The organism is Terrabacter carboxydivorans, from assembly GCF_039532035.1.
GTDB classification, from domain to species: domain Bacteria; phylum Actinomycetota; class Actinomycetes; order Actinomycetales; family Dermatophilaceae; genus Terrabacter; species Terrabacter carboxydivorans.
Genome location: NZ_BAAARE010000009.1, coordinates 71,289 through 85,943 on the forward strand (window position 1 = coordinate 71,289; position 14,655 = coordinate 85,943).

The window sequence follows — 14,655 nt, forward strand, 5'->3', positions numbered from 1 at the left end:
CGTGCGGGTGTGTCCCAGCGCGTCGCCTTGATCGTCAACCCCACCGCAGGGAAGGGCGTCGGGCGGCAGCTGGGGGAGCAGACCCGGCGCCTGCTGCGCGAGGCCGGCCATGACGTCGTCGAGGTCTCGGGCTCGGACTACGCCCAGGCCCGCGAGCGCGCCCGTTCGGTGGTCGCCGAGGGTGTCGACACGCTCGCGGTCGTGGGCGGCGACGGGATGGTCCACCTGGGGGTGAACCTGTGCGCCGGGACCCCGACGCGCCTGGCCGTCGTGGCCGCCGGGACGGGCAACGACTTCGCCCGCAACCTCGGCCTGCCGGTGCGGGACGCCCGTGCGTCGGTGGGGCTGCTGACCGAGGGGCACACCCGCCGGGTCGACCTCGGCCGGGTCCGCGACGCGGTGGCGGGGGAGCGGTGGTTCGGAGGGGTCCTCGGTGCTGGTTTCGACGCCGTCGTCAACGCCCGTGCCCAGCGCATGACGTGGCCGCGCGGGCAGATGCGCTACAACCTCGCCGTCCTGCGTGAGCTGCCCGTCTTCCGGCCCATCCCGTATGCCGTCGAGCTCGACGGACGCCGCCTCGAGACGCGCGCCATGTTGGTCGCGGTGGCCAACACCACCTCCTTCGGCGGAGGCATGCGCGTGTGTCCCGACGCCGACGTCGCCGACGGGCTCTTCGACGTCATGATCGTCCACGCCCTCTCGATCCCCGCGTTCCTCCGGGTCTTCCCCAAGGTCTACTCCGGCACCCACATCACCCACCCGGCCGTCGAGATCCATCGCGCCCGGCGAGTTCGCTTGGAGGCGAGCGGTATCCACTCACAGGCCGATGGCGAGACGTTCGCCGACCTACCCATCGACGCCGAGGTCGTCCCCGGCGCCCTCCGTGTCGTCACCCCGTCGGGGGTGTCCGCGTGATCGCCACCTGGCCGCGGCTCGCGGAGTTCGCCGCGCAGCTCGAGTTCCCGCTCGACGACTTCCAGACGGAGGCCTGCCGTGCCGTCGAGGAGGGGCGCGGTGTCCTCGTGGCCGCCCCGACGGGAGCGGGCAAGACCATCGTCGGCGAGTTCGCCGTCCACATGGCCCTGGCCACCGGCCGCAAGGCGTTCTACACGACGCCCATCAAGGCGCTGTCGAACCAGAAGTACACCGACCTCGTCCGCGTGCACGGCGCCGACAACGTGGGCCTGCTGACCGGTGACGCCTCGATCAACGGCGAGGCCCCTGTCGTCGTCATGACGACCGAGGTGCTGCGCAACATGATGTATGCCGGGTCGAGCACCCTGCGCGGGCTCGGCTGGGTCGTCATGGACGAGGTCCACTACCTCGCCGACCGGTTCCGCGGTGCCGTGTGGGAGGAGGTCATCATCCACCTGCCGCCCGACGTGAGCGTCGTGTCGCTGTCGGCGACCGTGAGCAACGCCGAGGAGTTCGGTGCGTGGCTCGGCGAGGTGCGCGGCGACACCGAGGTCATCGTCTCCGAGCACCGTCCAGTGCCTCTCTGGCAGCACATGATGGTGGGTCAGACGCTCTTCGACCTCTTCGTCGAGGAGCGCGACGCGCGTCAGGACGACGAGCACTTCGATGCCGCGCCCGGTCGCTACTCGGTCAGCGTCAACCCCGACCTCGTGCATGCCATCCGCGGCACCGAGGGACGGGGGGCGTGGGACTCGCACTGGGTCAGCTCTCGCGGGGGCCGTGACAAGGGTCGTCCCCGCGGCAAGAACGGCGGACGTGGCGGCTCGGGCAACAACGGGCGCGACGACTGGTCCGGGCGCGGGCGGCGGGGCAACGACTCCGGCGGTGGCCGCGGTCCCGGCGGCGGTGACGGCGGACGCGGCTTCTCGCGGGGCGGTCGCCCCGGAGGCGGTGCGACGCGCGCCGAGGTCATCGAGCGCCTCGAGCGCGAGGGCCTGCTGCCGGCGATCACCTTCATCTTCAGCCGTGCCGGGTGCGACGGAGCCGTGGGCCAGCTGCTCTCGAGCGGCATGCGCCTCATCCCCGAGTCCGAGGGTGAGGCCAACCGCCGGCTCGTCGAGACGCGCATCCAGGGCCTGGCCGAGGAGGACCTCTCGGTGCTCGGCTACTGGGACTTCGTCGACGGCATCTCGCGCGGGTTCGCCGCGCACCACGCCGGGATGCTGCCGACGTTCCGCGAGATCGTCGAGGAGCTCTTCACTGCCGGGCGGGTGCGTGCCGTCTTCGCCACCGAGACGCTGGCGCTCGGCATCAACATGCCGGCCCGCACCGTGGTGCTGGAGAAACTGGTGAAGTTCAACGGCGAGAGCCACGTCGACATCTCCCCGGCCGAGTACACCCAGCTCACCGGCCGTGCCGGCCGTCGCGGCATCGACATCGAGGGGCACGCCGTCGTGCTGTGGAACCGCGGGCTCGACCCGGCGGGTGTCGCAGGCCTCGCGTCGACGCGCACCTACCCGCTGCGCTCGAGCTTCCGGCCCACCTACAACATGGCGGTCAACCTCGTGCGGCAGTTCGGGCGCGAGAGTGCCCGCGAGATCCTCGAGACCTCGTTCGCGCAGTTCCAGGCCGACCGCGCCGTCGTCGGGTTCGTCCGCACGGTCCGTCGCAACGAGGAGGCCCTCGCCGGCTACGCGGAGCAGATGACGTGCCACCTCGGTGACTTCACCGAGTACGCCGCGATCCGCAACGAGATCCGCGACGTCGAGAAGGAAGGTGCCCGAGCCCGGTCCGCGTCGCTGCGTGCTGCGGCGGCGATCTCGCTCGAGTCGCTCAAGATCGGCGACATCGTGCGCATCCCGGCCGGGCGGCACAGCGGCCTGGCCGTGGTGGTCATGCCCAACCGCGGCGGCAAGGGCGAGTCGGCCTCCCCGGCCGTCGTCACCGAGGACCACCAGCTGCGTCGCCTGACCCTGCACGACGTCCCGACACCGCTCGAGCCCCTCGGTTCGATGCGTGTGCCGAAGCAGTTCAACGCGCGCAACCCCAAGGCGCGTCGCGACCTGGCCGCCACCCTGCGGGCGACGATGCCGCACGACCCGCCCCCGCGTCGGCGCCAGAGCGAGGCCGACCCGTCGGAGGACCGCGTCGACGAGCTGCGCCGCAGGCTCAAGGCCCACCCCTGCCACCGCTGTCCCGACCGTGAGAGCCACGCGCGGTGGGCCGAGCGCTGGTGGCGGCTGCGGCGCGAGACGGACGGGATCCAGCGCAAGATCGACGGCCGGACGAACTCCGTGGCCAAGACCTTCGACCGGATCTGCGAGCTGCTCGTCGAGATGGGCTACCTCGGGGACGGCGGTCAGACGATCACTGCCGAGGGGGACCGGCTCCGGCAGCTCTACACCGAGAAGGACCTCCTGGCGGCCGAGTGTCTCCGCGAGGGCGTGTGGCGCCGCCTGGACCCGCCGTCGCTCGCCGCAATCGTCTCGACCCTCGTGCACGAGCCACGGCGCGAGGAGGGCGGCCTCACGCCCCGGTGGCCCACCGACGACGTGCGCGAGGCCTACGACCGGATGATCCGCATCTGGTCCGACCTCGAGGACGCCGAGGGCGCTCTCGCGCTGCCCCGCACCGGCATGCCGGACGGCGGTCTCGCGTGGGCCATGCACCGGTGGGCGAGCGGGCAGCGGCTCGAGGACGTGCTGCGCGGGACCGACCTCGCCGCCGGCGACTTCGTCCGCCGCTGCAAGCAGGTCATCGACCTTCTGGGGCAGCTCACCGATGCCGCCGACCCCGACCTGGCGACGACGGCGCGGCGGGCGAGCGACGGTGTGCTGCGTGGCGTCGTGGCGGCGGACCGGCTCGACTGAGGTGGCCGCCGGCGGCTGCCGCGGCGATTGTCGCCCGAGGTGACCGGTCGGCTATGGTTGGGTCACCGGTCGACGTTTTTGGTGCTCGTGTCTTCACACGCTCGCAAGGAACGCCATTGCGAGCGCAACTGTTTCTTCAGGGTTTCTGGAAAGTGGTCGCGTCTCTGCCGACCGGGGGTCGCTGACAAGCAACGGCTCACTTCCACCCAAAGGAGAAAAACATGGCACAGGGAACCGTCAAGTGGTTCAACTCGGAGAAGGGTTTCGGCTTCATCGCCCCGACCGAGGGTCCCGACGTCTTCGTCCACTACTCGGAGATCACGGGCAACGGCTACCGCAGCCTCGAGGAGAACCAGGCCGTCGAGTTCGACGTCGAGCAGGGCCCCAAGGGTCCGCAGGCGATGCGCGTCCGCGCTCTCTGATCACTCGCTGATCTCGGCGGACCACACAGTCCGCACGAACGAAGGCCGGTCCCCCTCGAGGGGGACCGGCCTTTCGTCGTGTCCTGTGCTGCTGCGGCCCAAGCCGCTGCGCAGCCGCTCCGTGGTCCGCTCACCCACCCCCGGCCGGGCCGTGGGGTCAGCAGGACGGCGGCGCGCAGGCGCCGCGGCGTGCTCGCCGGGGAAGGCTCAGAGGCGCGTCAGGCGGTCGAACGGGCTGTTGACCCGGACCACACCCGACTCGAAGCGCAACGTCACCGTGGACTCGTTGCAGGCGACGACGACGCCGAGACCGTGGCGCAGGTGCGAGACCCGGTCTCCCACCGAGAACTGCTCGATGTCCCGGGCAGGAGCCGGGCTGAACGGGCTGCTGGAGAGGTGTCGACGGCGGTCTGGAGTTCCGTGGTTGGGCACCCTTCAGTATGCGCCTTTTCGTGAGGGGGTGGTGACCGCGAAGGGCCGGCCTCGGGGTCTGCCCGCACGACGGAGCGCGAGACGTGACCGTACCGTGACCGGCCCGTCGCGCCCGGTGGACACCCGTCGTCAGTCGATGCCGAGCGCCGAGATCACCCGGTCGAAGGACGACGTCAGGCCGTGCTCGACGGCCAGCCTCGACATGAGCGCCGGGTCGGCCACGGCGCTCGGCGCGGCGAGCTCGACGTCGGGCACGGCGGCGTCCTTGGCGACCGCGACGACGCGTGGCGCAGCGTCGAGGTAGTCGGTCGCGGCCTCGAGCCGGGCGCGCTGGGCCCCCTTGAGCGCCGGGTCGCCCTCGACGATGGCGGCGCGCACGGCCTCGAGGGTGCCGTAGGTCGTGATGAGCTTGGCAGCGGTCTTCTCGCCGATGCCCGCGACCCCGGGCAGCCCGTCGCTGGTGTCGCCGCGCAGCACCGCCATGTCGGCGTAGGCGGGTCCGGTGCCGACGCCGTACTTCTGGGCGAGGAAGGCCTCGTCGACGAGGTCTGGCGAGCGCACGCCCCCTCGGGCCGTGTAGACGACGCGCACCTGGTTCGCGTCGTCCACGAGCTGGAAGAGGTCACGGTCGCCCGTGACGATGTCGACCGGCATACGCCCGCTGAACCGGGTCGCGAGGGTCCCGATGACGTCGTCGGCCTCGTAGCCGTCGACGCCGACCCGCGCGATCCCGAGGGCGGTGAGGGCGTCGATGATGATGGGCACCTGGACGCCGAGGGCCTCGGGGACCTGCTCGCCCGCGAGCTCGTCGGGTCCGGGCTCGGCCACTCGGTGGGCCTTGTACGAGGGGATGGCCTCGACGCGGAAGGCCGGGCGCCAGTCGTTGTCCCAGCAGGCCACGAGGTGCGTGGGGCGGCCGCGGTCGACGAGGGACGCGATCATGTCGAGCAGCCCGCGCACGGCGTTGGTCGGGACCCCGCTCGGGCCGATCACCTCGGGCACGCCGAAGAAGGCGCGGAAGTACAGCGACGCGGAGTCGAGCAGGAGCATCCTGGGGGCGGCGGACGGCATACGCGAGAGGGTACCGGGCGATCCCGGTCGGTCGGCGCCCGCGCGGCGCGCCCTCGGTCGCACGGACGCGCTGAGAACCGGCCACCCCGCGCACGACCGCTGCACTAGCCTTCGCCCATGGAAGATCTCGACCGTCGACTCGTCGGACTGCTGCTCGCGGACGGCCGGATGAGCTACACGGACCTCGGCAAGGCCACGGGCCTGTCGACGTCCGCCGTGCACCAGCGCGTCCGACGGCTGGAGGAGCGCGGGGTCGTCACCGGCTACACGGCGCAGGTCTCCCCGGACGCACTCGGACTGCCGTTGACGGCTCTCATCTCGGTGACGCCGTTCGACCCGAGCGCCCCCGACGACGTGCCGGAGCGCCTGCGCCACATCACGGAGATCGAGGACTGCCACTCGGTGGCGGGGGAGGAGAGCTACGTCCTCAAGGTGAGGGTTGGCACGCCGGGTGACCTCGAGGACCTGCTCGCCCGGATCCGCTCCGCCGCCAACGTCTCGACCCACACCACGGTGGTGCTGTCGACGCCGTGGGAGGGACGCAGCGCCTCCGCGGCTCCCCGCGACCTCAGCTGACCCGGCGGCCGATGGGCGCCCGGACGGCACGGGTGAGGCGGGCCAGGTCGACCGGCGACAGGCCGACGTCGAAGCCACGCCGTCCGCCCGAGACGTAGACGCGCTCGAGGGTGTATGCCGTGTCGTCGAGCACCGTGGGGAGCGCCCGCTTCTGCCCCAGCGGGGAGATCCCGCCCACGACGTAGCCGGTGCTGCGCTCGGCGGCGGCCGGGTCGGCCATCGTGACCGCCTTGACCCCGAGCGCCGACGCCATCGCCTTGAGGTCGAGCTGCCCGTCGACCGGCACGACGCCGACGCCCAGCCCCGTGCCCGTGTCGACGAGGAGGGTCTTGAAGACGTGCGCCGGGTCGACACCGAGCGCTGCGGCGGCCTCGAGTCCGTAGCGCTGCGCCGACGCGGCGTGCTCGTAGGGGTGTCGGGTGTAGCCGATGCCGGCTCGGTCGAGGGCCACGGTGGCCGGCGTCGACGGCCCGTCGGTGGGGCGCTGCCTCGCCATCAGGCCCCCGCGACCGACGCCAGGCCGTCCCAGATCGTCGTCACCACGAGCTCGGTGGCCTCCTCTGCGGTGGTTCCCGGGTGGGTGCTGCGCCAGACGGCGAGCCGCTCGCAGCCGCCGATGAGGATCTCGGCCATGACGGTGACGCGGCGCGGCTCCAGGGCCTCGAACGCCGGCAGGGTGCGCAGGCCTTCTGCGAAGGCCTTGGCCGTCTGCTGGCGGATGCGCTCGACCGAGGCCGACGCCTCTCCGATGAGGGCGCCCTCGGTGCGCAGCAGCGCGAACGCCTGCTCGTGCTCGTCGATGAAGGCGAAGAACGCGTGCACGACGCCGCGCACCCGCACGCGGGCCGCGGCGCTCGGCTGGGCCACCCACGAGTCGATGAGGGCTGCCAGCAGCTGGCCGCGAGCGCGCTCGATCGTCGCGGCGAGCAGGCCCTCCTTCGAGCCGAAGTAGTCGTAGATGAGCGGCTTGGTGACGCCGACGAGCTCGGCGATCTCGTCCATCGTCGTGGCCTGGATGCCGCGGGCCGAGAAGACCTGCTCGGCAACGGCGAGCATCTGCGCCTCACGCTCGGCGCGGGGCATGCGGGTGCGGGTGCCGGGGGAGCGGGAGGTCACCGCCGCAGTCTACGGCGGCCCGGGCGAGGGCCCTGGACGCAGAACTCGTTGCCGTCCGGGTCGGCGAGGGCGATCCCGCACCCCGCTCCGAGGGACCGGTCGAGCCGCCTGGCCCCGAGGGAGAGGAGGCGCTCTACCTCGGCGTCCAGGGCGTCGGGCGCCGGTGGGCCCACGTGGAAGTGCATGACGCTGCGGTGCGACCTCGGTCGCACGGGAGGGCCGCCCCAGGCGATCTTCGCGCCCCCGCGCGGCGACTGGATCGCGGTCTCCTCGTCGTGGTCCCACACGAGCGGCCAGCCGAGGGCTGCGCTCCAGAAGATGCCGACGTCGCGAGTGCCGTCGCAGGCGAGCTCCCCGAGGAAGGCGGTGTCGGCGAGGAAGGAGTTGCCCGGCTCGATGACGCAGAACTCGTTGCCCTCGGGGTCGGCGAGCACGACGTGCCCCTCCTCGGGCGTCTGGCCCACGTCGAGGTGTCGGCCGCCGAGCTCGAGGGCGCGGTTCACGGTGGACTGCTGCTCTTCGGCGGAGCTGCTCGTCAGGTGCAGGTGCATCTGGTTCGGCGTGGACCTCGGCTCCAGCGTGCGGACGAAGCGGATCGCGATGTCGGTGTCCTTGCGCGGCAACAGCGTGACGCCGTCGCTGTCGGTCTCCTGCCGGAGCAGGCGGCCCCAGAAGTGGGCGAGCCGGTCGGGGTCGCGGGCGTCGTGGCAGAGCTCGAGCAGCCGGCTCGTCATGGTGGGGCCTCCTCCGATCGTCGTCGTCCGGGAGGCTCCACACGCTAGGGCCGTGCGGTCTGCGAGGACAAAGGGATAGCTGACATGAGGAAGGGCGCGTCGCTCCCTTGCAGCCCACCCTTCGTTAGTACCCTTGCGGGTACGTAACAAGATGGGTATGTTCGACGCATGGACATGGTGCTGCAGGCGTTGGCCGACCCGAGCCGGCGCACGGTGCTCGAGATCCTCCGGGACCACCCGGCGACGGCAGGCGAGCTGGCCGACGCGCTCCCGATCGCCCGACCCGGCGTGTCCCGTCACCTGCGCGTCCTGCGCGAGGCCGGGCTCGTCCACGTCCGGGCCGAGGCGCAGCGCCGGATCTACAGCCTGCGACCGGAGCCGCTCGTCGAGGTCGACGAGTGGCTCGAGGGCTACCGCGCCCTCTGGCAGAACCGGCTCGACGCGCTGCACACCGAGATCGCCCGAGGCAAGATCGCACGAGGAGAGAAGGCAGGACAGTGAAGATCAACGGCACGATGCGAGCGATGGACGACACCCACGGACTGGTTCGGGTGGAGGACATCTATGACGCCGACATCGAGGACCTCTGGCAGGCGTGCACGACGCCCGACCGGCTGGCGCGCTGGATCGCCCAGGTGTCCGGGGACCTCAGCGTGGGCGCCACCGTCCGGGCCGTCTTCACCAGCACGTGGTCCGGGGCCGTGCGCATCGAGGCGTGCGACGCCCCGCACCACCTGCTCGTCACCAACGAGCCGGGCACGGACGATGAGACCCAGCTCGAGGCCTGGCTCACCTCGGAGGGGGAGCGCACGCGTCTCGTCGTCGAGGAGCGTGGTCTCCCGGTCGGCCAGCTGCACTTCTACGGCGCGGGCTGGCAGGTCCACCTGGAGGACCTGGGGCGGTCGCTCGCCGACGACGCCCCGGCGCACACCGACGGCTGGTCCGAGCAGGAGCCCGCCGCGGCGTGGAAGGACCGCTGGACCGAGCTCACGCCCGTCTACGAGGAGGCTGCGGCCCGCTGAGGGCCGCCCGGCTCGTGCCCGCTCACGGGACGAGCTGCGACTCGGCCGCGGCCCGGCTCGTCGCGGCCCGGTGCGTCGCCTCGACCATGACGGTCTCGTGGTCGACGGACCCGTGCCACCACTGCTGACCCTCCTCGGGGAGGGTGTAGATCGGGTCGTAGTAGACGTACTCGCGCGACAGCGCCTCGGTGTCGTCGCCCTCGATCGAGGTGCGGTAGTTCTTGCGCCAGTAGGAGATCCCCCGGACCGTGTCGTACTCCTCCACCTGGTGCACCCAGCGCTTGCCGACGAAGGGCACGTCGCAGACGATGCGCGGCGTGGAGAAGCCGGGGAGGTAGCCCATCATCGAGTGCTGCAGGTGCTGGGCCTCGGCGAGCGAGAGCCGCCAGTGCTCGGCGAAGGGGATCATGTCGCACATGTAGAAGTAGTACGGCGTGATCGAGGCGCCGTCGGCGAGCGCGAAGCAGAGGTCGAGCAGCTGCTCGGTGGAGTCGTTGACCCCCCGCATGAGCACGCCCTGGTTGCGGACGTCGCGCACACCGGCCTCGAGCATCGCCCCCGAGGCCCGGGCGACGGACGGCGTCACCGACTGGGCGTTGTTGACGTGCGTGTGGATCGCGAGCGAGACGCCGCGGGCGCGGGCCTTGGCCGACACCCGGGCCACCCCCTCGACGACGTCGTCGGCGAACCAGTGCTGGGGCAGCGCCATGAGGGCCTTGGTCGCGAGCCGGATGTCACGGATGTTGTCGATGTCGAGGAGCTGGTCGACGAACGACTCGAGGTTCTTCCACGGCATGTTGGCCACGTCGCCGCCGGAGACGACGACGTCGCGCACGACGGGCGTGGCGCGCAGGTACTCGAGCATGGCGGCATACCGCTCGACGGGCTTGAGGTCGAACTTCAGCTTGGCGACCTGCGGGGTCGAGTTGCCGACGAGGTCCATCCGCGTGCAGTGCCCGCAGTACTGCGGGCAGGTGGGGAGCAGCTCGGCCAGCACCTTGGTGGGGTAGCGGTGGGTCAGCCCCTCCGCGACCCACATGTCGTGCTCGTGCAGGGAGTCCCGGGAGGCGTGCGGGTGCGACGGCCAGTCCGTGCGTCGGTCGGAGAAGACCGGGAGCATGTAGTGGCGTACCGGGTCGGCATAGAAGGCTTCGGTGAAGTCGTGGCCGGCCGACGGCATCGCGGACTCGGTGGCGGGCACCATCGTGTTGAGCATCTGCGGCGGGACGAGCATCGACATGGTGGCCCGCTCGGCCTGGTCCCGGGCGAGGTCGTCGTAGAAGCGGTCGTCGAGCAGGTCGCCCATGAGGGCGCGCAGCTGCTTGATGTTCCTGACACAGTTGACGCGCTGCCACTGGGCGCTGTCCCAGTCGGCCTGGGTGACGTGGGCCCAGCCCGGCAACCTCGTCCAGTCCGGCTCGACGAGCGGGCGACGGGCGTACACATACGGCTGTGACACCAGTGTCATGAGCCGACGATAGCCGAAGGGTCGGGGCCTGACCTCCTATGATGCGAAAGGATTTGTCGTTCGTGTCCGCTGCGACAGAAGGATCTGCTCCGTGACTCCACCGTCTCCCTCCGGCGAGGGGCGCCCGTCCTCGCCCGTCGGCCTCCATCGCGTCCTCGAGCCCACGGGGGAGGCGGTCACCCTGCCGCAGGCCGCGCAGGGCCTCGACGCCCGACCGGAGCTGTGGCCCGACGAGGTGCGGATCGCCGTCGAGACCCTCAACCTCGACGCCGCCTCCTACCGGCAGCTGGCCGAAAAGCACACGCGCGGGGGAGCGGTCGACGGGGAGGCGGTGCGCGCCGAGGTGCTCGACATCGTCGCGACCCGCGGCAAGATGCAGAACCCCGTCACCGGCTCGGGCGGCATGCTCATCGGCACCGTCGAGGAGGTCGGTCCGGACAGTCGGCTGGGGCTCGTCGTCGGTGAGAAGGTCGCGACCCTCGTGTCGCTGTCGCTGACCCCGCTCGCCATCAGCGACGGCCTCGAGCGCTGGGACGGCCTCTCCGAGCAGGTGCCCGCGTCCGGCCACGCGATCCTCTTCGGGCGCAGCATCGCGGCCACCCTGCCCGACGACCTCGACCCGCACCTCGCGCTCATGGTGATGGACGTCTGCGGCGCGCCGGCCCTCGTCGAGAGGGTCGTGGGGGAGTATGCCGCCCGCGGCCTCGCGCCGACCGTGGCCGTCCTCGGCGGGGCCGGCAAGTCGGGCTCGCTGTCGCTGGCCGCCGCCCGTGCGGCCGGTGCCGGCCGCACCATCGGGGTCGTCCCGGTCGAGAGGGAGCGCGCCGTGCTCGAGGCGAGCGGCCTCGCCGACGCGGTCGTGCTCGCCGACGCGCGGTCACCCCTGGGACTCGCCGCGGCCGTCGAGTCGGCCGGCGGGCCTGCGGACGTCACGGTGGTCTGCGTCGACGTGCCGGGCTGCGAGCAGCCGGCGATCCTCGCGACGGCGCAGGGCGGCACGATCATCTTCTTCAGCATGGCGACGAGCTTCGCCGCGGCCGCGCTCGGCGCCGAGGGCCTCGCGGCGGACGTGCGGATGCTCGTCGGCAACGGCTACGTCCCCGGTCATGCCGAGGAGGCCCTGCGGCTCGTGCGCGAGGTGCCGGCCGTCCGCGCGCTCTTCGAGGGCCGGCTGGCCGCCGAGACGGCAGGATCTGAGGCATGAGCCGCACCCACGCCCTTCTCGAGCTCGACCCCGCCGTCGTCCGGCGTGCCCGGGCGCTCGCGAAGAAGGCTGCCGAGCCCGTCGTGAAGATCGCACGGACCCACACGACCGTCTCGGTGGAGCGGGCGACGCTGCGCCTCGCCGGTCTCTCTGGCGCCGACCACGAGCGCGTGCCGTGGGTGAACCACCTCGTGACGGCGGTGCGTGACGAGGTGGGCCTCGAGCACGGTGTCACGACGCCGGTCTACGACGCCCTGCTGCGGGGCGAGGCGCCGGACCTGACGACCCTCGCGCAGAAGGCAGCGAGCGGCAACGTCTCGTTCCGGCTGCCGACCGGACGCGAGGCGACCGCTGCACGGCGTGCTGCAGCCAAGGGCGTCGGAGCCGGACTGCGGACGATCGACCGCTCGCGCGCCACCCGTGAACGCCTGGTGAAGCGCCACGGCGACCCGAGGACGACGCCGTGGATCTACCTCATCGTCGCGACCGGCGACATCTACGAGGACATCCCGCAGGCCCAGGCGGCGGCGCGCGAGGGCGCCGACATCATCGCCGTCATCCGCTCTACGGGGCAGTCGCTGCTCGACTACGTCCCGGAGGGGGCGACGCGCGAGGGCTTCGCCGGCACCTACGCCACGCAGGAGAACTTCCGCCTCATGCGCGCGGCCCTCGACGACGTCAGCAAGGAGCTCGGGCGCTACGTCCGCCTGACCAACTACGCCTCCGGCCTCTGCATGCCCGAGATCGCGGCGCTCGCCGGCATGGAGCGTCTCGACATGATGCTCAACGACTCGATGTACGGCATCCTCTTCCGCGACATCAACCCGATCCGGACCTTCGTCGACCAGCGCTTCTCGCGCCAGGTGCACGCCCGGGCCGGCATCATCATCAACACCGGAGAGGACAACTACCTCACCACGGCCGACGCGGTCGAGGCAGCCCACACCGTCACGGTCAGCCAGCTGCTCAACGAGCGCTTCGCCAAGGAGGCCGGCCTCCAGGACTGGCAGCTCGGCCTCGGGCACGCCTTCGAGATCAACCCCGAGGTCCCGGACAGCTTCCGGATGGAGCTGGCCCACGCCCTCCTGGCCCGACAGCTCTTCCCGCACGCCCCGCTGAAGTGGATGCCGCCGACGAAGCACATGACGGGCGACATCTTCCGTGGCTACCTCCTCGACGGCTTCTTCAACCTCGTCGGCGCGATGACGGGCCAGGGCATCCTGCTCGTCGGGATGATGACCGAGGCCGTCGTCACCCCGTTCCTGTCCGACCGCGACCTGGCGCTGCAGAACGTCCGCTACGTCATGAACGCGGCGAGCGGCCTCGCCGAGGACTTCCACCCGCCGAGGGACGGCTTCATCCAGACCCGCGCCCGTCAGGTGCTCTCCGAGGCGGTCGACCTGCTCGACCGGATCGTGCACGACGCCGACGCAGCGGGCGACGCACCGCTGCTCGCAGCGATCGCCGACGGGACCTTCGGCCTCATGAAGCGCCCCGCCACCGGCGGCAAGGGCCTCGACGGTGTCAGCGAGCGCGCCGACGACTACGACAACCCGGCGACCACCGCCCTCGACGCGTGGACCCCGCCCGCGACCCAGCGGCACACCTCCACGGAGAGGCCCACGCGATGAGCGGCCCCATCGTCCGGCCCTACGGGGACACGACCGGAGACGGCATGGTGCAGATGTCGTTCACCCTGCCGCTGCCGCACGACAAGCGGGCCGAGGGCGCGGCGCTCCAGCTCGCCCGCAAGATGGGACTCGACCCGGCCCTGCTCGTGCACGCCAAGCCGATGGGACCCGACTTCACCTTCTTCGTCGTCTACGGCAGCACGACGCACCTGGTCGACCTCGAGGACGTGCACGTCGTCGAGCGGGAGTACCCCCTGCTGTCGGCCAAGGACGCCAACACGGCGATCAAGAGGCTGCTCCGGCGCCGACTGGTCGTCGTCGGCGCGTGCATCGGCACCGACGCCCACACCGTCGGCATCGACGCCATCCTCAACATCAAGGGCTTCGCCGGCGAGAAGGGCCTGGAGTACTACCGCGAGATCACGGTCGTCAACCTCGGGGCGCAGGTGCTCGTGCCCGACCTCGTCGCCCGGGCCCGCGCCGAGAAGGCCGACGCCGTCCTCGTCAGCCAGGTCGTCACCCAGAAGGACGCGCACATCCACAACACGACCCAGATGTCGGCGGCCTTCCGCGAGGCCTACCCGGCCGGGCAGGTGCCCATCCTCGTCGTGGGAGGGCCACGCTTCGAGGAGGGGTCCGAGGCGACCCTCGGCGTGGACCGCATCTTCGGTCGCGGCACGACACCCGGCGAGGTCGCGAGCCACCTCGTCCACGAGATGACCCGACGAAAGGCGAGACCATGACCGAGCCCACCCAGGTCGAGCCCGCAGAGCCCACCGGGCGCACAACCGCGGCGAGCGTCGGCCGGCGGGTCACCCACCGCCGCTACGTGCCCTACAGCCATGCCCACTACGCCGGCAACCTCGTCGACGGTGCCTACTCGCTCGCCGCGTTCGGCGACGTCGCCACCGAGATGTGCATCGTCACCGACGGCGACGAGGGTCTCTTCGCGTCCTACAGCGACGTGCAGTTCAGGGCTCCGGTCCGCGCCGGCGACGTCATCGAGATCTCGGCCGAGATCGTCAGGGTGGGCACGCGCTCGCGCGAGATGGACTTCGAGGTGCGCGTCGTGGCGCGTGGCCACGCGGCGCGCGGGGCCTCGGCGGCCGCCCCTCTCGACCCGGCGATCGTCGCGACGACCGCGCGAGGCGTCGTCGTCGTGCCCTGAGCGACGACCTCCCGGCGGCACGGCAT

16 protein-coding genes are annotated in these 14,655 nt (G+C 71.7%); 10 read left to right on the plus strand and 6 right to left on the minus strand.

Annotation, left to right across the window (positions count from 1 at the left end; translation table 11 throughout):
* Nucleotides 1–9 precede the first annotated feature (9 nt).
* From ABD297_RS11235 to ABD297_RS11245, 3 genes are all read left to right on the plus strand, one after another.
* Nucleotides 10–915 (plus strand): diacylglycerol kinase, encoded by a 906-nt coding sequence (locus ABD297_RS11235; RefSeq protein WP_344255018.1) that lies wholly within the window; start codon nucleotides 10–12, stop codon nucleotides 913–915.
* Nucleotides 912–3,785, plus strand: coding sequence for a DEAD/DEAH box helicase (locus ABD297_RS11240; protein ID WP_344255019.1), 2,874 nt, complete (start codon nucleotides 912–914; stop codon nucleotides 3,783–3,785). Before ABD297_RS11235 ends, ABD297_RS11240 begins: the two co-directional genes overlap by 4 nt.
* A 221-nt stretch (nucleotides 3,786–4,006) precedes the next feature.
* Complete coding sequence (locus ABD297_RS11245) at nucleotides 4,007–4,207, plus strand: cold-shock protein (protein WP_020144233.1); 201 nt, start codon at nucleotides 4,007–4,009, stop codon at nucleotides 4,205–4,207.
* A 207-nt stretch (nucleotides 4,208–4,414) separates the two neighbouring features.
* Here ABD297_RS11245 and ABD297_RS11250 read toward each other — a convergent pair whose 3' ends face one another.
* Complete coding sequence (locus ABD297_RS11250; protein WP_344255020.1) at nucleotides 4,415–4,639, minus strand: hypothetical protein; 225 nt, start codon at nucleotides 4,637–4,639, stop codon at nucleotides 4,415–4,417.
* 129 nt (nucleotides 4,640–4,768) lie between these two features.
* Nucleotides 4,769–5,710 carry a 5'-3' exonuclease gene (locus ABD297_RS11255; RefSeq protein WP_344255021.1) on the minus strand — a complete coding sequence of 314 codons (942 nt, stop codon included), beginning with the start codon at nucleotides 5,708–5,710 and terminating at the stop codon, nucleotides 4,769–4,771.
* Between the two features lie 117 nt (nucleotides 5,711–5,827).
* Between ABD297_RS11255 and ABD297_RS11260 the strand changes: the two genes are divergently transcribed.
* A complete protein-coding gene (locus ABD297_RS11260; RefSeq protein ID WP_344255022.1) occupies nucleotides 5,828–6,286 on the plus strand; it encodes an Lrp/AsnC family transcriptional regulator in 459 nt (152 codons plus the stop codon).
* On the opposite strand, the gene ybaK is transcribed toward ABD297_RS11260, so the two are convergent.
* The 3 genes from ybaK to ABD297_RS11275 are packed head-to-tail and all read right to left on the minus strand — an operon-like array spanning nucleotide 6,279 to nucleotide 8,136.
* The gene (ybaK, locus tag ABD297_RS11265; protein WP_344255023.1) at nucleotides 6,279–6,782 is read right to left on the minus strand and encodes a Cys-tRNA(Pro) deacylase; all 504 of its coding nucleotides are present in this window, start codon (nucleotides 6,780–6,782) and stop codon (nucleotides 6,279–6,281) included. The genes ABD297_RS11260 and ybaK overlap by 8 nt on opposite strands.
* On the minus strand, nucleotides 6,782–7,402 hold the full coding sequence (locus tag ABD297_RS11270) for a TetR/AcrR family transcriptional regulator (RefSeq protein WP_344255024.1): 621 nt from the start codon (nucleotides 7,400–7,402) through the stop codon (nucleotides 6,782–6,784). The genes ybaK and ABD297_RS11270 overlap by 1 nt, the downstream gene beginning before the upstream one ends.
* Entirely contained in the window at nucleotides 7,399–8,136 is a 738-nt protein-coding gene (locus ABD297_RS11275) for a VOC family protein (protein WP_344255025.1), read from the minus strand. The genes ABD297_RS11270 and ABD297_RS11275 overlap by 4 nt, the downstream gene beginning before the upstream one ends.
* 168 nt (nucleotides 8,137–8,304) lie before the next feature.
* Between ABD297_RS11275 and ABD297_RS11280 the strand changes: the two genes are divergently transcribed.
* Nucleotides 8,305–8,637 carry an ArsR/SmtB family transcription factor gene (locus tag ABD297_RS11280; protein ID WP_344255026.1) on the plus strand — a complete coding sequence of 111 codons (333 nt, stop codon included), beginning with the start codon at nucleotides 8,305–8,307 and terminating at the stop codon, nucleotides 8,635–8,637.
* Between the two features lie 23 nt (nucleotides 8,638–8,660).
* A complete protein-coding gene (locus ABD297_RS11285) occupies nucleotides 8,661–9,158 on the plus strand; it encodes an SRPBCC domain-containing protein (protein WP_344255027.1) in 498 nt (165 codons plus the stop codon).
* A gap of 22 nt (nucleotides 9,159–9,180) precedes the next feature.
* Here the strand turns inward: ABD297_RS11285 and ABD297_RS11290 are convergent, their stop codons facing one another.
* A complete protein-coding gene (locus tag ABD297_RS11290) occupies nucleotides 9,181–10,626 on the minus strand; it encodes a KamA family radical SAM protein (protein ID WP_344255028.1) in 1,446 nt (481 codons plus the stop codon).
* A 91-nt stretch (nucleotides 10,627–10,717) separates the two neighbouring features.
* On the opposite strand from ABD297_RS11290, the gene kdd reads away from it, so the two are divergent.
* From kdd to kal, 4 genes are read left to right on the plus strand one after another with little or no spacing between them, the layout of a single operon-like run.
* Nucleotides 10,718–11,830 carry an L-erythro-3,5-diaminohexanoate dehydrogenase gene (gene kdd / locus ABD297_RS11295; protein ID WP_344255029.1) on the plus strand — a complete coding sequence of 371 codons (1,113 nt, stop codon included), beginning with the start codon at nucleotides 10,718–10,720 and terminating at the stop codon, nucleotides 11,828–11,830.
* Nucleotides 11,827–13,461 carry a lysine 5,6-aminomutase subunit alpha gene (gene kamD, locus ABD297_RS11300; protein ID WP_344255030.1) on the plus strand — a complete coding sequence of 545 codons (1,635 nt, stop codon included), beginning with the start codon at nucleotides 11,827–11,829 and terminating at the stop codon, nucleotides 13,459–13,461. Before kdd ends, kamD begins: the two co-directional genes overlap by 4 nt.
* Nucleotides 13,458–14,204, plus strand: a complete 747-nt coding sequence (kamE, locus tag ABD297_RS11305) for a lysine 5,6-aminomutase subunit beta (protein WP_344255031.1) — start codon at nucleotides 13,458–13,460, stop codon at nucleotides 14,202–14,204. Before kamD ends, kamE begins: the two co-directional genes overlap by 4 nt.
* Nucleotides 14,201–14,629: a 3-aminobutyryl-CoA ammonia lyase gene (kal, locus tag ABD297_RS11310; protein WP_344255032.1), complete on the plus strand. Its 429-nt coding sequence runs from the start codon at nucleotides 14,201–14,203 to the stop codon at nucleotides 14,627–14,629. The genes kamE and kal overlap by 4 nt, the downstream gene beginning before the upstream one ends.
* Nucleotides 14,630–14,655: the final 26 nt, after the last annotated feature.